Source organism: Paenibacillus sp. ClWae2A, from assembly GCF_032452295.1.
Lineage (GTDB): Bacteria > Bacillota > Bacilli > Paenibacillales > Paenibacillaceae > Paenibacillus.
In genome coordinates, this window is record NZ_JAULSQ010000009.1 from 63130 (window position 1) to 82085 (window position 18956).

General features: G+C 48.2%; 16 protein-coding genes. 2 read left to right on the plus strand and 14 right to left on the minus strand.

Annotated elements, in window-relative coordinates; genetic code table 11:
• Nucleotides 1–131: 131 nt before the first annotated feature.
• A complete protein-coding gene (locus QVE09_RS22780) occupies nucleotides 132–647 on the minus strand; it encodes a DUF2179 domain-containing protein (RefSeq protein ID WP_062836740.1) in 516 nt (171 codons plus the stop codon).
• 346 nt (nucleotides 648–993) lie between these two features.
• Between QVE09_RS22780 and QVE09_RS22785 the strand changes: the two genes are divergently transcribed.
• Nucleotides 994–2208: a Leu/Phe/Val dehydrogenase gene (locus QVE09_RS22785; RefSeq protein WP_315938636.1), complete on the plus strand. Its 1215-nt coding sequence runs from the start codon at nucleotides 994–996 to the stop codon at nucleotides 2206–2208.
• A gap of 537 nt (nucleotides 2209–2745) precedes the next feature.
• On the opposite strand, the gene QVE09_RS22790 is transcribed toward QVE09_RS22785, so the two are convergent.
• From QVE09_RS22790 to QVE09_RS22845, 12 genes are all read right to left on the minus strand, one after another.
• Nucleotides 2746–4413 carry a hypothetical protein gene (locus tag QVE09_RS22790; RefSeq protein WP_315938637.1) on the minus strand — a complete coding sequence of 556 codons (1668 nt, stop codon included), beginning with the start codon at nucleotides 4411–4413 and terminating at the stop codon, nucleotides 2746–2748.
• A gap of 1 nt (nucleotide 4414) precedes the next feature.
• Nucleotides 4415–5200: an ABC transporter ATP-binding protein gene (locus QVE09_RS22795; protein WP_047840868.1), complete on the minus strand. Its 786-nt coding sequence runs from the start codon at nucleotides 5198–5200 to the stop codon at nucleotides 4415–4417.
• A 233-nt stretch (nucleotides 5201–5433) separates the two neighbouring features.
• Nucleotides 5434–6942, minus strand: coding sequence for an RICIN domain-containing protein (locus QVE09_RS22800; RefSeq protein ID WP_315938638.1), 1509 nt, complete (start codon nucleotides 6940–6942; stop codon nucleotides 5434–5436).
• Nucleotides 6943–7303: 361 nt separating this feature from the next.
• Nucleotides 7304–7933, minus strand: a complete 630-nt coding sequence (locus tag QVE09_RS22805; RefSeq protein WP_315938639.1) for a PepSY domain-containing protein — start codon at nucleotides 7931–7933, stop codon at nucleotides 7304–7306.
• A gap of 229 nt (nucleotides 7934–8162) precedes the next feature.
• Entirely contained in the window at nucleotides 8163–8963 is an 801-nt protein-coding gene (locus tag QVE09_RS22810; RefSeq protein WP_315938640.1) for a PepSY domain-containing protein, read from the minus strand.
• Nucleotides 8964–9041: 78 nt separating this feature from the next.
• Entirely contained in the window at nucleotides 9042–10418 is a 1377-nt protein-coding gene (locus tag QVE09_RS22815) for a sensor histidine kinase (protein WP_315938641.1), read from the minus strand.
• Nucleotides 10415–11170 carry a response regulator transcription factor gene (locus tag QVE09_RS22820; RefSeq protein WP_315938642.1) on the minus strand — a complete coding sequence of 252 codons (756 nt, stop codon included), beginning with the start codon at nucleotides 11168–11170 and terminating at the stop codon, nucleotides 10415–10417. Before QVE09_RS22820 ends, QVE09_RS22815 begins: the two co-directional genes overlap by 4 nt.
• Nucleotides 11171–11225: 55 nt before the next feature.
• Nucleotides 11226–11870, minus strand: a complete 645-nt coding sequence (locus QVE09_RS22825) for an SDR family oxidoreductase (protein ID WP_315938643.1) — start codon at nucleotides 11868–11870, stop codon at nucleotides 11226–11228.
• A 317-nt stretch (nucleotides 11871–12187) separates the two neighbouring features.
• Complete coding sequence (locus QVE09_RS22830; RefSeq protein WP_036606574.1) at nucleotides 12188–13369, minus strand: NAD(P)/FAD-dependent oxidoreductase; 1182 nt, start codon at nucleotides 13367–13369, stop codon at nucleotides 12188–12190.
• 24 nt (nucleotides 13370–13393) lie between these two features.
• Complete coding sequence (locus tag QVE09_RS22835) at nucleotides 13394–13840, minus strand: DUF1641 domain-containing protein (protein WP_017691658.1); 447 nt, start codon at nucleotides 13838–13840, stop codon at nucleotides 13394–13396.
• 682 nt (nucleotides 13841–14522) lie between these two features.
• The gene (locus tag QVE09_RS22840; protein WP_315938644.1) at nucleotides 14523–16316 is read right to left on the minus strand and encodes an RNA polymerase sigma factor; all 1794 of its coding nucleotides are present in this window, start codon (nucleotides 16314–16316) and stop codon (nucleotides 14523–14525) included.
• 37 nt (nucleotides 16317–16353) lie between these two features.
• Nucleotides 16354–17286, minus strand: a complete 933-nt coding sequence (locus QVE09_RS22845) for a cysteine peptidase family C39 domain-containing protein (protein ID WP_315938645.1) — start codon at nucleotides 17284–17286, stop codon at nucleotides 16354–16356.
• 192 nt (nucleotides 17287–17478) lie between these two features.
• Here QVE09_RS22845 and QVE09_RS22850 point away from each other — a divergent pair, with 192 nt between their 5' ends.
• On the plus strand, nucleotides 17479–17652 hold the full coding sequence (locus tag QVE09_RS22850; RefSeq protein ID WP_315938646.1) for a CsbD family protein: 174 nt from the start codon (nucleotides 17479–17481) through the stop codon (nucleotides 17650–17652).
• 166 nt (nucleotides 17653–17818) lie between these two features.
• On the opposite strand, the gene QVE09_RS22855 is transcribed toward QVE09_RS22850, so the two are convergent.
• Entirely contained in the window at nucleotides 17819–18820 is a 1002-nt protein-coding gene (locus tag QVE09_RS22855) for an NAD-dependent epimerase/dehydratase family protein (protein ID WP_315938647.1), read from the minus strand.
• Nucleotides 18821–18956: the final 136 nt, after the last annotated feature.

The window sequence follows — 18956 nt, forward strand, 5'->3', positions numbered from 1 at the left end:
GGAAGCAACCTTGAATCGTACAGAGTTAACTTGGGAAGTGAGGTTTCAGGGAGATATCGTGGCAACAAGAACTTTCCAGACGGGATGAAATTAAAAAAGCAGGACTGCATCTGCCGCAGACCTGCTCGATTTTACTTTTTGATAGAACGTGTCCAGAAGCCGCCATGGAACTGTTTGGGCTCCACGGTAATGACAAATGCTTTGGGATCCAGATCGAGAATTGTCTGATAGAGCAATTTCTGGTTTTTGCGTTTCGCCAGAATCTCCATCACAAGCCGATCCCCATCACGTCCACTGCCCACCCATGCGGTGACCCCGTACCCTTTATCCCGCAGGGCATTCGCAACGTTGCCGCCCATCTGGTTACAGATCACTTTAACGGTGACGTAACCGAGTGCAATCTTTTCTTCAATCCAGGCTCCGAGCAGCACACCAAGTCCGTATCCCACCGCATACACGATCAAGGCAGAAGGCTGGGTCAGATATTTGAGCACCAGATTCAGACCGAGTACATAGATCACAATCTCACCCATGCTGATCAATGCGGCGATGTATTTCTGTCCTTTGAGTGTCAGAATCATCCGTAATGTATAAGCCGATACATATACAATCTGGATCAAAAAGATAAATACCAATATTTTAAACAATAACAATCCCTCTTTCCTGGCCTTCACAACGGAATTGGCCCTTTGCTGCATATCCTCGACGATTTCGTATCATCTATGCTTCCTGTATGTTCGCTCTATCTCCATCATTGGACGTTATACCCTCATTCTAAACGGTTGGATGTAAATCCGTAGGCATTTTCTGCTCTCTGGCAAGCCGGAACTGCCATTATAGAACCGTTTGTACCGATTATCAACCCGGCGGAGGTCCCAGGGTCGAAAACAGGGGTCTTTGAATATGCTGTATCATCATAAAACCGAGCACGATCACACAAGATATCAGGTCAGAACCAGGATGGATGGGTCAAAACAAAAAGGGGGTACCGTCATGCAGCTATGGCAGGAGATGGAGCGGGAAGGCATGGAGGAACTCATTTTTTGCCATGATGCAGATAGTGGATTGAGGGCAGTCATTGCCATTCATAACACGGCCCTTGGACCTGCGCTCGGCGGATGCCGCTACTGGACTTATGCGTCCGAGGAAGAAGCTGTTCGGGATGCTGTGAAGCTTGCCAGAGGCATGACGTACAAAAATGCAATCTCCGGACTGCCGTATGGTGGCGGGAAAGTGGTCATATGGAATGTGCCTATTGCGAAAAATGCAAAACCGGATGAGGATGGTTGCGGATCTCAAAGTGCTGAGCAGGTCGCTGGAGATCTAGGGGTAGAGCAGCAAAAGGGCGCTGCCGCTGAACGGGAAGTCGTCGCCGATCAGGGTGCTGATCGTATAGATAAAAGCCTGGATACGGACGTATCCAAGCGGGCGCAGCGCTTTCGCGCACTGGGTCGTTGTCTGGAGCGGCTGAACGGACGGTACGTGACCGGTCTTGATCTGGGTACCACGGCGACAGACATGGACCAGATCCGACTGGAGACCGCACATGTGACGGACACCACGGGTTCGCTTGGGGCGCAGGATGACTTCACTGCCGAGATGACCGCCTATGGCGTACACATCGGCATTGTGACCTCGCTGCGCCAGCAAGGCATTGCATCTTTGCAGGGCATTCCCGTTGCCGTCCAGGGACTGGGCAAGGTCGGGTATGCCCTGTGCCGTTACCTGCATGCAGCCGGGGCACGGCTCATTGTGGCAGACGTTGTACCGGAGCGTGTACAACGTGCCCTTGTGCAGTTCAGCGGCGCCATCCCGGCCGATCCGGCCCATATCCACGCCGCTGACTGCAAGGTCTTCGCCCCCTGTGCCCTAGGGGGCGTACTGACCCCGGCAACGGTGGAGGAGCTGCGCTGCTCCATCGTTGCCGGGGCGGCCAACAACCAGCTGAGTGAACGACAGCTGGTTGCAGGCCGCATGCAGGCGTGCGGTATCCTATACGCGCCTGATTATGTGCTCAACGCAGGCGGAATCATCTCCACCGCCTACGAGCTGGAAGGCGCCGGGCCTGACCTGATCCGCCAAAAAGTGGCGGGGATTGCAGGCACGCTAAGCAAGGTATACGCAGAAGCTACGCAAACTGCAACCTCCACTGCGGATGCAGCGGATCGGCTGGCGGAATCCATCCTCCGAGCAGGCGATAAGAGATAGGGCGCGACGCTACTGCTAGTCCTTATTACTACACTGGACACAGCTTCTGTATGCAAACACCCTGTCACCTAAGTATATTCATACCGCCAACACATCCGCCGCCACCCTATTGGTCCAAAGTTTAGTATTACCTGGAACTCATCATGGGCTTCGCTCGATTTCAATATTTCGATGTACCGAAAGTGAGCCTCCACTGCTTCACTCCATTTTAATGAACTTGATACACGTTATTAGCCCCTTTTAGCATGGATCTAATATCTAACGAATCTCAGACACGTTATTACGCCTAATTTGGTCCTTTTTCAAGCTAAATAACTACTTTTCCGAAGGTTAGCGTTCCTGAGGTTCGTTAGAATTTATATTTCTGATTAATCCCCCCAATAGGTTGTCTCAGATTCGTTAGCGTTGCGGACGAGAGTTCTATGGGGTAGGATCACTTATCAAAAGAGCTAACCCCGACATCAGCGTCTAGGTTAGCTCTTTTACCCTCTCTTATCGTTTAGCGCTCTTACTCTCTTTCACTACTACTGCAACTTCTCAAACTGCAACCGACCTTTTCTCCGGTGTCTTCTTCTCTCGATACAGCAGCGTCCACAACAACAAATTCGCCACGATCAGTAGCGCACCATAGATCCAAATCCCCCCTGACATTGATCGGAAAAAGACATGGACACCCCATAACATAGCAAGCACAGGAAGGGCGGCAAATACATACCAGCCATCACTTTGCTGCGCCATACTGAAGGATTGGGAGAACGGCGGCTTACGCAGCAACAACTTGCCTGCCAGTGGCACAAGCGCAGTAGCCGTCAGCATAATAATCGCAATATCCGGCAGTATCCTTAATCCAAATGTCCAGGTGAACAAAATGGCATTTGCCAGAAATACAGGCAGGAACATGTTGCATAAGAATGCCTTCAGAGCGCCTTTATATAATGCGCTATCATTCGCCATCGGTGCAGCGCGAAAGGTCCAGAATGCCTTGTATTGTCCCGAAAATTTCAGCATGACCACCACCGTTACAACCAACATCAGCACGATGTAAAAGGTGTATACAAACGAACTTTGCCTAAACTCCGCCCAGGTGGAGGATTGCAATTCGGTAAACCAAAATACATAAGGTAAAACAAATGATAAACCAAGCGATGGATACACCTTTAGTTTGAATTCCCTTTCATTACGCATCATGCTGGCTGACAGACGGAAGCAAGCCTGCTCCTCTCTCGAACGACTGACCACCTTGGAGATCAACCGATCCCATCTTCCACGTCTGCGTCCGGAGGACTGACCCGAATGTGCCATTTTCTCCAAATACAATTCAAAGGATGGCATAAGCTTCACATATACGATCAGACTTACCACCGGAACCAAGACAGCCAATGCTGTGAAGGTATATATCCACACATTCCCACCGCCCGCGAATAACCATTCATAGGCAGCCGCATACCATAACGGAGGCAACAGCAACTGCCACCAAGCCGGGGTAAATACCATACCAAAATCAATAATACTGAACGAACGGATGACCAGCTGATAACCGATCGCAATCCCCACGGAAAGCAGAATCTGCACCATATTGATCATATCCTTCAGCTTCTCACCATCCAGAAACTTCATCATGAACAGATAGATCAGGGACGTTGTCACCAGAATCAGCATATTGATCAGAATTAAGTCCACGAGGAAGATCAAAAAGAATCCGATCCCATGCGTCACCAACGCGGCAATTAGCGGTATACCGGTTAATGAACCCGTCAGCAGCAGCAGATAGACGCCTGCGTGAATGGCTCGGGCCATACCCACCGTTCGCCCATTAACGGGTTTCGTCATAATGATATTACGATCCCGAATATCCAGCAGCACGGAGGAAAAATCCGAGATCATGGACGTCATGATCATAAACATCAAGATGCCGAACACCAGACCCATCTGTAGCATGAAATGCCCTGTATCCCACACAATAAAGGGAACCATCATCAGTCCCATTAATCCATACAACCACAGGGATCGATGAAACTGATTACCTTCCTTGCGCTCTTTTTTCCCTGAATTGTTGGATAAAATGGTAGGAACTCTGCGTTGATCCATCTGGAACTTCACTCGCAAGATCAGGCGCAGCACATCATAATCCGCCCCTGTTCTGGCGATGAGCGGACGAAAGCGATCCAGAATCTTGAGTGTGCGGAAGTCGGAGGATTCCTCCATATCAGTACACCTCCTGCACAATCGATACAAATCGCTCCGCAATGGCTTTGTGCTCATTGAAGCCTGTCAATTGATTAAATACTTCCTCCAACGTCCCTTCCATGGACTGCTGTTGAAGCTGCTTAAACGTACCATCTGCCACGACGCGTCCTTCAGCGATCAGTACAATCCGACTGCTGATCTTCTCCACTACATCCATGATGTGGGACGAATAGAAGATGGTTGTACCTTTGGCTGACAACTGCGATAAAATCTCTTTGACCACCATCACACTATTGGCGTCCAGTCCGCTGAGAGGTTCATCCAGGAACAAGAGATCCGGGTCATGCAGCAGCGCAGAGATTAACAGCACTTTCTGCCGCATGCCTTTGGAAAAGGATGCAATGCGGGAATGATATGATTTTTCGAGTCCAAAACAATCCATTAGCAGCTTGGCTTTGTAATCTGCATCTTCATAGGACATGCCGTATAACTCCCCCGTGAATGTCAGATACTCCGCAGGCGTTAATTGCTCGTACAATTCCGCCACCTCCGGAACATAGCCAATTCTGCGTTTATACTCTACATCCCCATCCGCAATATCTTTACCAAAGATTCGCACCGTGCCTACATATCCTTCAACCAGCCCGAGTAAAATCTTAACCGTTGTACTTTTGCCAGCCCCATTCGGACCAATATATCCAATCATCTCACCGCGATTCACTTCCAGATCGATGCCATTCAGCACATAACGTCCGTTGTATCTCATACGCAAGCTTTCAATGGATAGCACTTGTTGTTCACTCACTTCGTTATCCAGCTCCTGTCTCTATCTTTTTCTACAATTCTACTAGTTTACCACAGTTTGGTATGATTCTGATCGGAAATAGGTCACGATATGAGCCATCATCTGGATATCCCCTTCGAGTAAGAGCATCACATCACAAGCGTGAACACATCACAAAGCCCCTGTCCCACCTTATGGTAAGAGACAAGGGCTTCCACATTATTTTGAATCTTATTTTCTACTATCTAAAAGTCTTATTGCACCTTAACAATCTGAAAATGCTGATTCGTACCGCCATTATCCGTCCACTGGATGGCTGCTGCCCCATCTGCCAGGGATTGACCGGAAATGTCCAACACCTTGCCGGTACTGCGGTTCTTCAGTTTATAATAACCACCGCCTACACTGACTAGTTGCCATTGCTGGCTGGCCCAGCCCCCATCATTCCACTGTTCGATGACAGCCCCATCGGTCGTGGCACCATTCTCCACACCGATTAGTTTACCACTGGAACGGTTGATGATTTTGACATAACCGCCACCCGCATCGGTAATCTGCCACTGTTGACTTGTTGTTCCCCCATCTGCTCGCTGCTCCAAATCCGCACCGTTGGCGGAAGAACCCCCGATGACATTTAGCAACTTGTTGCTTTTACGGCTAATCAACTGATATGAAGCATTCGGGTCCCAGACATCCGGTGTACTCACTCCGGTCACAGTCCCTGTTGCTGTATCAATCGTAATACTGCTGGCCCAGTTCATCGCCAGACTGGTTGCACTCGGGAATGAAAGTGGCAGCCAGACATACTTGGAATCCTGCACAGGTCCGCTCCATGCACCAGCCCAGCGATCACCCATGTAAAGATAGGAGGTGGTCTGTGAACCTTCTACAGGAACAACATAGGTGGATTGGGAACCATACGTTGTGCTGTCTCCAAAATTGCTAAGGCCGCTCCATGTGCCTGTAATGCTGGAGGCTGTCGCATATTTGGCCTGATTCGGATTCCAGCCAGTAGCACCTGAAGTGATCAGGAAGTAGACGCCGTCTTTTTTGAATAGGGCCGGTGCTTCACGATATTGTCCAGGCCACAGCGTTGTGACTAGGGATTCCACACCCAGAAAATCCGGGGTCAGCTTATATATATTCAGATCTGCATTCACTCGGGTCGCAGAGATCAGATAAGCGGTTCCGTTATCGTTGTATACCGTCATGTCTCTGGAATCATACCCAAGTGGACGATAACTGCCCACATACGTGTAGTTGCCATCAACCGTATTCGAAGTAGCTACCGCCACTCGGGCCTCGCCATAATCCAGACCATTCTCTTTATGCATCCAAAGCACGTATTTGCCAGTCGAACTGTTATAGATGACTTTCGGACGTTCAATGTTGGAGATATTTAGTTCGGCAGCCGAGTTGCTGGTCAGCACATCATTGCGATACTCCCAGTTCTTCAGATCCGATGAACGATACACCGATACCGCCTTGAACGTTCCATTCGTATTGCGGTTCTCTCCAAACCAGTAATAATACCCGTTTGCCTTGATCATCCCGCCCCCATGGGCATGAACGACATTGCCATTGGTATCCTTGAACTGTACCCCGTTCGTTACACTGAGCGGAGCAGCTGAAGCATTCGGTCCGGGTGCGAGCAGCATGCCTATTGATTGCAGCGCCAAAACCAAAGCAAGCAGATAACTTAAGCGGCGGGTAAAGCGACGTGAATGTGTATTCTTTTTCAACCATCCATCGTTCATAGCCATATCGTAATGCACCTCCATGTTTTTTGTGAAGCGCTTACATAAAAGAAAATCGATATGTCTTATCTGCCTCCGATCGATGATGCATTTCAGCATTAGAATTCCTGGCAATACTGGCTGAGCGTTCACCTCCCTGATTCCGATTGTATCCGCCACGTTCCTGCTCGAATAGTGAACAATCCGGCGGAAGATGTACAATTTTATACTCCGCTCTCTCGATCAACAGCAAAAAGACGCTTCCCCCGAAGCGTCCTCTGCTATACCTGCCCTGCCCCTCCATGATGTAACGATCTCTAGCTGTGTGCGGCTGTTCATAGACAGGTTTTTATATGATGTTTTATCGGCGTATACTCGCCCTTATTGCTTAATCTTGGTCGTCAAAATCCTGGTCAAACGATAACACTTTACCTGTGTTGGCATCGATATCTACATCTGCTTCACCTTGAGCGGTTCTCAGCTCGATCTCATACACATAGCGACCATCATCATGATCCAGCTCGACTTTGGTTACTTTGCCACCCGTAACTTGTTTCAACGCAATGTTTGAAGCTTGGGACGCCGTCAATTTGACCTGCTTGGAAACAGAGTTATTGGACGTGTTGCCTGTTGCAGTACCTTTATAATCGTCGTCATCATCGTAGTCCTCATCATTCACAACCGCAAGAATTTTGCCTGTATAAGCATCCAGACGAACGACAACATCATTGGTTCCTTTTCTGTCGATCTCAACTTCATAGAACGTTTGGCCGTTTCTACGCTCCAGATCCACGTCATCCACTTTACCATCGGCTGCTTTTAACGCCAACGCTTTCGCTTGTGATGCATTCAGCATTTTACCTGTGCTGTTCTGATTCTGTGTTACAGATTGTGTTGTTGACGTTGGTGTAGTTTGCACCGATTGTCCGTTCACATTCCCGCTAGCCGCTACGGCCGATCCACCAAGTAATACTGCTGCTGACAAGCTACCAATCCAAAGTTTATGTTTGTTCATCATCATCATTCATCTCCTCGTTGTTGTTGTTTTCGTTCTCGTCTACATTTATAGAATAACCTGCAGGAATGAGAGATCAGCGAGAGTTAGATTAGAATTTGATGAGAAAATGAAGAGAATACTCATTTAACAGGTATTCATTGTTCATCTAATTGAAAAAGATGACCCCTAAACTAGGAATCATCTCTCTAAAGCAGTTTAACACTATATTTAATGTGTTCCTTGTAACATGTTAATCATCGTCCTCATCCCAAGTCACGGAACGAATCGCTCCCGAGATGGCATTCACCTGCACAATGGCTTCCCGGCCATCCTCCAGATCAATTTCAACCAGATAATACGGATTCCCGCTATTGGTTCCACGCAGTTCGATGTCGTCCACTTCTCCCGGGACCTCTGCAAGTGCCTTCTGCTTCGCTTGTTTTTCGCTCAGAAACTGAGGTTTGGGATCATCTTTGGTTGGTTCAGTTGTCGGGGCTGCTATTACTTTGGAAGATATCGTCTCTCCCGTGTATGGATCAATCGTGAGTTCTTCACGGCTGTTATCCTTCGCCTTCACTACCGCGGTGTATACCGGACTGCCTTGCTGCTCCACAAGTTCAAGCGAGACCAATTGGTTATCTGTTTGTTGTTTTAACAACGCCGTCTTGATCTGCTCGCGGCTCCATAACGTCTTCTCTTCCGCTTGGGGGTTCGACTCCAGCCGTTTAATGGAATTCACCGTAGCCGTGACGGCATCCACCTGCACATCATACAGTCCGGTCTCCGAGCGGAGCTGCATGATATACGTCCCGTCCTTCAACGTGGAATTCACAATCTCTCCTGGATATTGATCCAGTACGGATTGGGCTGCCGCATCTGCTGTAAGTACAACACCAGTTGATTGCCACGGCTTCCACCACACAACAGCTGCCACAATCAGCACAACGAGAAACCCTGCACCCCACCAGAGCGATCTTCGCGATTTCGCCCATCCACTGTTCCCCTGTTCATGCCGTTTCATCTCCGGTGGTCGCTGCTCATGCTCTGTCATCACGTTTCCCCCTATGCACTCTCTTATCATCCCCAGTTGATCTGATGCTTATCAGTATATAAGAGAAGAATGAGAATTTCATGAGAGCGGCCCGTTCTGAACCGATAAAGGCAAAATAATCGAAGCCTCGGTGCCTTCACCCTCGGTGCTGGTCAGTTCGATCCGTGCTCCAACTGCTCCTGCAAGCTCTTTGGCAAGTGACAATCCCAGACCTGAACCGCTTGCGCCTAAGCTGCGTGTTCTGGCCGGATCAACCCGGTAGAATCGGTCAAATACCTTCTCCAGCTCGTCCTCCCGCATACCAATCCCGGTATCCACAATCCGAATACGGCACTCTTGCCCCTTGGCTTCTAGCCTGACTTCAATTGCATCCTCACTATACTTCCGGGCATTATCCAGCAAAATAAATAACAGCTGCTTCAGCTTGCTCTCATCGCTGATCGCCCAGATTGGACCTGAATCTTCACACCGGACTTCACGGTGATAGGCTTCGCGAAACGCACGTGTGGAGTCTGTTGCCAGTCTCGTGATATCCACACGCTCCAACTGTACATTCCACTGCTCTGGCTGCTTCGCGAGCAGTAACAGTTGCTCGGTCATCTCTCGCATGCGAACCGATTCGGACAGAATCGCCTCCACCGCTTCATCAAATACCTCGGGCCGCTCTTTTCCTCGCCGCTGTAGCAGACTGGCATAGCTTTCAATAATGGTCAGCGGTGTTTTGAGCTCATGAGATGCATCGGATACAAATCGTTCCTGTCGTTCAAAGTTGGATTCGAGCAGATCCATCATCCGGTTAAACGTCTGTCCCATCGTTTTCAGTTCATCTTTCGACCCTTCCTCCAGTGGAAGACGCTTGAATTGGCCGCTGGACTGAATGTCACTCATTGTGCGTGTCATCTGCTGAATCGGTCTGGTCATCCGATTCGCCAGAATCCGGCTGGAGATAATAGCTGGGATCAGAGCAATAATCGTAACGGCCACAAGCACGGTTCGCAGTACAGACAGGCGATTCTCTGTCTCTGCAATACTCTCGGTGACCTGTACATTCACCACCTCGCCATCAGGCCAGATAACCGGGACTGATACCCACACATAACCAATCTGTTCAACTTGGGTATACTCCGATTTCTTCTCACTTTCGTACTTATAGGGCAGCTTGCTCAGCTGCTCAGAAGCTGCTGTTGTTGTCACCGGGGAACTGGTGCCGTCTTCATTAACGATTCGAAGCATGCCGTTCACAGGCGCGTAGGCCCGCAGCAAGTCATCCGGCGGAATGGAGCCGGCAGACTGACGTACTCCTTTGACAATAGACTCTGCTTCCGCTTCCACCCGATTAACCTCGTTATCAATCGACATCCGTTCAAACACGATGTAGACCGACAGGTTCACCGCGATTAACAGCACCGCAAATAATACAGACGAATATCCGTAGATTTTACTGCGCAGGCTCATAACTGTTCCTTCAGGACATATCCTACGCCCCGTACGGTATGTATTAAGGGCGGTGTGAATCCGTTATCCACCTTTTTTCGCACATAACGGATATACACATCCACCACATTGGTATCTCCATAATAATCGTATCCCCACACGGCCTGCACAATCTGGTCACGACTGAGCACCTGACGTTGATTCTGCAGCAGATACACCAGCAGGTCGAACTCACGTGGAGTAAGCTCAATAGCCACGCCATCTCGGGATACCTCTCGCGTTCCTTCATTTAGTTTCAACCCGGCAGCCGTCAACCAGCCCGCCTCAACTTCATCCTGATGCCCAGAAGAGTCATTCCCTGTATCAGCAGGTGTAGAAGAAGAAGCGGAAGAAACAACAGACGCCACTGCACTAAGCCGCAATGCGGCCCGAACTCGGGCAAGCAGCTCTTCAATCTGGAACGGTTTGGTGATGTAGTCATTGGCTCCAAGATCCAGGCCGGATACTTTGTCTTCTACAGAATCTTTGGCAGTGAGCATAATGATCGGGACCGTAGCATCTTTGGCCCGAACTCGCCGCAACACTTCAATTCCACTCAGACCAGGCAACATCACATCCAGCAGAATCAGATCCCACTGTCCTTCAGCATACTTCTCCAGTCCTTCTGTTCCACTACCAGCCTTGCCCACCTGATATCCCTCATACTGTAGTTCCAGTTCCAGCAGACGTGCTATTTTGGGCTCATCCTCTATGACCAGCACGGCTTCGTTCATGCAGCGCTCCCCCTCATCCCCATCATTTCATTCTCCCGTTATCTTACAATAACATCTACAATTTGCCCAAGGCATCTTCAACCGGATGCTCCCCGGCAATTAGATCAAAGGCCATACGGTACGTCTTCTCTTCCTGCAAAGAAGCCACAATTACGCGGGCTACATCTTCACGAGGGATGCTTCCCGGCTCCAGATCGGTTCCAACTGCAATCTTGCCTGTGCCCGGTTCATTCTTGAGACCACCTGGACGTATAATCGTGTAATTGAGATCACTTGCAAACAATGCACGATCCGCATAATGTTTCGCCACGTAATAAGGCTTAATGGACTCTGACCATTTCTCCCGTTGATCTGCGCCATACGCACTGACCAGAATATATCTGGAGATTCCTTGCTGCTCTGCGGCTTCCATCGTTTTCACCGCACCGTCGAGATCAATAAGCAGTGTTTTGTCCTGACCGGTAGATCCGCCAGAACCCGCTGTGAACACAATTGCATTATGATCCTTCATTGCCTCAGCCAAGTCCTCCACACTACCCTCCAGATCACCGATTACCACATCGGCACCGAGTTCCTTCAGTGCGTCCGCCTGCTCCGGTTTGCGGATCATGGCCGTTACTTTATGTTTGCTTTCTTGTACCAACTGCTCCACCACAAACTTGCCGATTTGTCCATTTGCTCCTATAACTAAAACGTTCATACGTCATTTCTCCTCTCAGTTGAACGGATGGCTTGTTGTTGCTCCCCGTTCCTTTTATTTAAAGATGCTCATCCTATAATTTAAACGAAAGCCGGCGCTTCTAAGCGCCGGCTTCATGTTCATGCCTGTTCAGTACATCTATGAAATGTGGATTCTTCCGTTGTCCCATTAATATGCCATATCCCCTAGGTACTTTATACGCGACCTCACATCGACCACTACTGCCGCACCTTTTTCCCATCTGAATATCTGTTATTCTTTGTAATCGTGACAACCAAAAAGGACGCCCAAAAGGGCGCCCTTGAATGGCATTAAGATTAGTAAGCCAGTGCGAACAAACCGTGAATATGAGCCAGGTAACGGATGTTACTTGCTTCTTTCATCATGGTTGCAGGCAGACCTTTCAGACGAGTCTGGTTGCCACCGATCATGCCGACAGCATCTTTACGACCCAGACTTCCCAGCGTACCGGAGAATACTGGTGTGAAGGATTCCATTGCGCCACCTTTGAACATAACGCCCAAGTTGTGACCAATAGTCTCACCCATTTGCCAAGCCAATTGTGCTGTTGGAGGGTACGGGCGAGCGCCTTCGCTAGGGAAGACCACTGCGCTGTCACCAGCAACAAACACGTCTTTGTGAGAAGTAGATTGCAGAACTTCCGTAACTTTCGCACGGCCACGATCCACTTCAATTCCGCTGTTAGCAACAACAGCGTTGCCTTGTACGCCACCTGTCCATACGAGTGTGTTCGTAGGGATGGAGCTGCCGTCTTTCAGCAGAACTTCGTTTTCTTTCATCTCGGTAATCGCTACGCCAACGATGAAGTTAACGCCACGTTTCTCAAGACTTGATTTAGCACGTTCAACCAGCTCTGGCGGGAATCCTGCCAGGATGGAAGGACCTGCTTCAACTGTGTACAGGGATACTTCTTTGAAGTCGATGCCTTTTTCTTGACATACAGCAGGAAGCAGGTCAGCGAATTCGCCAACAAGCTCAATACCTGTCAAGCCGCCGCCACCAATAACAAACGTAGCGTCTGCTTTGTTGCCGGACTGTTTGTAAGCATCAAGACGTGCTTCAACGTGTGCACGAATACGGTTTGCATCGCTAACCGATTTGAGCGTGAAGCTGTACTCTTGCAATCCCGGAATTCCGAAGAATGCCGTTTCGCTGCCCAAGGCAACAACAAGTGCATCGTAAGAGTATGTGGAGCCGCTGGTCATCAGAACTTTCTTCTCGTCCGGCTTGATTGTATCCACCGTATCGATTTTCAAGTTCACGTTTTTGCCACGCAGCAATTTTTCAAGTGGAAGAGCAACTGCTTGTTCAGCAATGCTTCCCGCTGCAAGACGGTGCAGTTCCGTGATAATTTGGTGTGTAGGGTAACGGTTCACGACAGTAATTGTCGCTTCTTCCGGAGACAAGTATTGACGCGCAGTCAATGCAGTCAACAGACCGCCGTATCCTCCACCCAAGATCAAAATTTGCTTCGACATATCCATCCTCCGTTCTTCTAAGTCTTAACGTTTCGGTTGTTGACGCTCGTTCAGGATGCTCAAGAAAGATTGAGCAAAACGAAGCGATTGTTGTACGTTTGGATCTTTAAGCATTTTCAGCATAGCGAACAAGCCAACTGAAGTTTGCTCTGTTTGCGCACGGTCATTGGCTTCGATGGCAGCAGAAGCTACACCTTTAGCTTTGTCTACAACAGGCTTAGCGAACTCGCCCATTGCGCTCATTGTGTCGCTGATCAGAACTTTGTCTGTTGCTACACTTTGTGCAAAGTCATAAGCTTTTGTCATAGCAGTAACCATTTCAGCCAATTTAGGCAGGTTCTCCACCAGAACGGTTAAAGACTCCTGTACCTCAGGCTTCATCAGTTGATCCAGAACGTCCAAGGACTGGCGCTCGGAAACGTTGGCACCTTCTGTAACTGGCACCTCTTGTTGAGTAGGCGATTGTGACATAAGAGAAAGTCCTCCTTTACTTTGGGATAGAAGTCCGCGACTTTCATGATGCCTGTCAAGCAGAGCCGAACCACAAAATACATCGAATACATCTAAATGTACCAAATTTCACACAATAGGATGAGCGTAGCTCAGGGCCACTCCCATATCATGCATTGTATCTTGGATCTATTGCGGACAACATGTGTTGACGCACAAAACGACAAGCAGGCCGAAACCGAACTCTATACCCTTATATTACACCTCTTACACATGAACATGAAAAAGAAATTTTTTACACTTGTGAATATATTGTGAACATTGTAGCAAAATCGATTTTTTTGTCAAGCATTGCGGTCGGATTAAAATCGATTATTCTCCTGTCCCAGATCCGTCATCCTACCACATGTGGTATGAAGACAAGATCCCATATGACCATATGTGCGATATGTACACAAGGAAGGATTTTTTCAACTGAACGATTCAGGAATTGTTTTCCAAAACCATGAATTTCATGCAACGAAATTGGTCACTGTTGTTATTATGCAGCTAGGGGTGCAGCCTTATTCCTGAAATGACATCATTTCTTGTTCAAGTATGAACCTATTCTGGCATGAAAGCAAAAAAGACACAAAGAAGGCCTGACGAATCGTCATACCTCCTGATATTTTGCTTTACTATTCGCCCGATTGGATCATTTAGGTCAAACCATAACTATTTTTGGGGAATGCTGAGCCATTCCTTCAAGCAATGCTTCTATTACAACGACAGCGGCTCGCTCCAATTCCTCCAATTCCAAAAGTATCGAGATAGCCTGATCGGCATGAAGCTTCTCATTAGGCAGTCCTCCATCTGGAAAAGGAAATAATTCCGCGAGTTTGTTTAACTTTTGGGACATGTTTCGATATAACTCTTCTGCCTGATGACAGAATGGAATCAAGCTGGAATAGCAGACAGTCGAAGCCCACTTTAGAGAAAGTTCTTTGAAAAACTCACTTGCATAACGTCTGGCATCCCACAAAACCGCAATGTTATAGGCGTGACCGTTCGGTTCTACCCGTCTATATTCTAGGGCTTCTCTCCAGACTGCATAGGCAGCCACACCACTGACTGTGTTCGGCAAGGTATACGGGTCCTCCCCACGATAATGAGCCAAAACAGCTGTCAGTGCCGCGTGCAAGTTCATTTCTCGTATCATGCCATCTGATTCCGCTGCCAGTACAAATACTTCCTGATTCACACCCCGCCCTACATGATCATAGGGAATTGTTCCTGATTTAATGAAATCGGTACCGTATAGGGTCCGGGCTGCATCATCATAGCCATAGATCAACCCGAATTCGGGAATATTCAGGTCCCACACAACGGCCGGAATTCCCCGATGAATGGAGTAACGTATCAGGGAGAGGGCCTGAACAAGTCTTGGATTAAGCAACCTTTTCCCCTTCGCTTTCTCCTCTAGCATCGAAGGATCGACCAGATTGGCATTGAGTCCCGCTTCGCTCGCCAAAGCCTCAACCGCATGGGAACGATAACCCATATGTTGCAATCCTCTTGTAAGCACCTCTTTGAAGTTATAGGCCGTAGGTCCAGCGATATGTATGTCCTGAGGCAGGATGGTCAAACGAAAAGAAAGTCCACTCATCCCCATAACCATAGGGAGGGACGGAGCTGGACCGATATAGCCTAACATCTCGTGAATGGATGCTGCTGCCGAGTTCCAGGTTTGGGGAGCCCGAAACGAAAGGGGCTCCTCCAGAGTCACTCGATTTTGCCCGAGTGAATTCCACTCTGCCAGCATTTCTTCTACAGATAAATGAATATGAAGCTGAGACACTTTTTTACGTGAACGGGACAGAATTTGATACACATTGGCACTTGTCAGATTGAATTTGTAGGCCATTTCTTGCGGTGACAGCTGCTCCATCCAATATGATGTGAAGACCTGTTGTTCTCTTTCATTCAGACAACCCAACAACCTGTGGAGATTGTTCCTCATTTCCTGCTGAGCAACAGCTTGATATGGATCATAGCCTGTTTCCTGCGATCTCCGATCGGTGTCATTCAAAAGATGGTTCAGCGTCATGTCGAGCGAGTCTTGATCGCTCCATGAGGCATCATCGGCTCCAAATGCAAAGAACGAAGAAAAATGTTGTTCCCGCTGCTGCTCTTGGCGCTGCATATGTGAGTACGCCTGATTACGCACAATGCGCTGCATCCAGGCCATAAAACGCTCAGCATTTTGAAGCTGTCCCATATGAATGAACGCACGAATAAGCCCATCCTGTAAAATGTCTTCTGCGAGATAAGAATCATGCGTAAGTGCTCGCACATAACGAAACAATTGCCCACGGTAACGGTGAATCAACTCTCCAAAGGCCTCTGTATCCCCCGTTTGAGCTCGTTGGATAAGCACGATATCCGGCTCCTTTTGCCGATCCTCTAATGTCTCATCTTCCCCTGGCCTGATGTGGCTATTGTTAGTTAATCCATCCATTTATAACTCCCTTTCTTATAGCGTCGCTTCACTTTCATTACTCCATCTTCAAAATAGAAGCTTCGATCATGGCTTCCGTCTCCGCGAGTGCCACCATGATTGTCGCAGCAGCCTCCCAGTTCCGAGAGACAAGACGGGATTGGCATTCCCCGAATTGGCGGGATTGTGCGTATTTCAAAGCAGAAAGGTCAGGATGGATTGTTTTAAAAAACAAACCATAATCATGGGCACGACGCGCGCCTACTGGCAGAGCAAAATACACATAATGAGCCCACTCATTACCATCGATTGCTCCAGCACGAACCTGTTCCGCCTTATGCAGAATGGCTGAAGCTCCGGTTCGTCCTTCCTGTGCAGCAATATCATGGATCTGTTCCGTAAGGGTTGATTTGAACCAAGTAAAAGCCCGGCGGTTAATCTCCTCCAGATCAGGATGTTCAATGCGTTCAGGACTCCACCATCGTCGATACACACCGCTACTCCATGGGAATTCAGACTTCCATGCTTCCTCAAGTTTATCGAGTGTCAGGAAGACATTCGGAAAGCCAGCCGGGTCATGCAGGCATATTTCATCGCCCCTCATATTGAGCGCCACTACATAATGATCGCAACCACCCAGATTGGGAGAGTTGGGATTGTAGACGAGTTTGCCCATATCCAGCGGCCCCATCATCACAGGGCCCTGCTTCAAAGCCTCTCTTAGCTCATCTACAGGCATCTCTGTACCCCGTGCTTGCACACTTTCGCGCACACTAAATCCCATAATGCTCATCGCCTTGCTGATGGCCAGATCAGGACTAGATGTACAGTCATCAAAAAATAGAAGGTCTTCCTGCGTGCGGAAAGCTCCTAGGGAAAAGCCACCTATAGCTTCAAGGACACTCGGGTCAACCTTTTCTCCAATGGACGACAGCAGCATTGAAGCTGAATTGGCATAACAATACGCACCATTTCCAATATAATTGCTCATATCATAACATCCTCTCATTCCTTTAATGAAGCACGCGATTATGCAATGCCCTATACTTATACTGACTCTTCGTACAGATCATTTCTGACAGAATATCCAGAACAAATTTCTGCCCGCATGAAATAGCGAACGTTTAGAATGCGGACATCCCGGTTAATAAGGACTACACCAGAAACGAAGGAGATGTTCGATATGAGTAATTCAACTAGCGATAAAATCAAAGCAGGTATTAATAAGGCTAAAGGCGAAGTGAAGGATCAGATCGGTAATGCAACCAATAACAGATCCCTTCAGGCTGAGGGTAAAAAAGACAAAGCCAAAGGTGCTGTACAGGATAAAATTGCCGACGTTAAAAGAGATCACTAGATCCTTTTGATACAAAAGTCAAAGAGCACGAAGATCTCGTGCAATAGATCGTTATAAAATAGCCTAACCGTCCGTGTTCGGAAGCTATCCGAAAATGAGACGGAGGCGCAAAAAAGCCAAGGAAGGTGTTACTCAATACACCCTTCCCTGGCTTTTTTTGTGTATTTTATACTGCTGGAACTGCGTATCTTGCCATATCGATAATGAAACTGCGGGTTTCCCTTGTTGTATGATATTCACGGCTGAACTGTCTTACCCATTCGGGATGTTCCTGATACCAACGAAAGGTTCTTTCCAATCCCTGTTCCAGGGGAGTTTGCGGTAACCATCCCAATTCCGCTCGCAATCTGCCTGAATGTACGACCAGACTGGACCCTCTGGACTGGGTTGGTTCTTGCTCCCGAATCTCTACAGCAGCTACGGATCGATCCATCGGTTTCAACAATTCCCCAATTTCCTGCATGGTTGTCCCAAGCCCTGTTGAAATGTTATAAACATGCCCGTCTTTGCCTTTCAGCATGATCTGTTCAATGGCTCGGAGGGCATCGTCCACATACAAGAAATCACGCACTGCCGATCCCTGAATATCCAGAGGAAGCCCGTCCAGCATTCGACCGAAGTTTCGGGGAATAATACGGTCTGGCAATTGCCATGGACCATAGAGGTTGGTCAAACGAAAGAGTTTGACTGGAAGCTGGTAACATTGAGCGTAGGAGTGAGCAAGCATTTCACACGCGACTTTGGACGCGGAATACGGAGAGACGGGTGCATACGGATCTGATTCGTGATAGACTCTGCCCCAATCGCCCCCATACACTTCAACGGACGAAGCCAGCAAGACCGGAATGTGATGTTCGGTCGCATATTGCAGAATTGCCTGAGTGCTGAGCGTATTATTGCGAAAGACCTCCCCTGGCTGATGATACGAATAATCCACGTGTGGCATGGCTGCCAAATGAATAATGTAATCTGTTCCTGGAGGCAGATGAATCCTGTCCGTTGCAAGGTCACAACAGATGAACGGCATCTCATGCAGAGGAGAAATGTGAACAAGCCTCTGACAATAATCATCCCGATCCAGAAGGGTAATTTGATGCCCATTTTGCGCCAAATACTGCGAAAGATTAAATCCCACAAATCCAGAAGCCCCTGTAATCACAATGTTCACACACGATTCCCCCTTGCGATTTATACAACGAGTGCATTGAAGAGAGTATATGTACTGAGTATAACCTTAAAATGATACATTTTGTATCATTTTACAATTGTTTTTTGTTCGTCTTTGAGTTTATAGGGTAATTTAT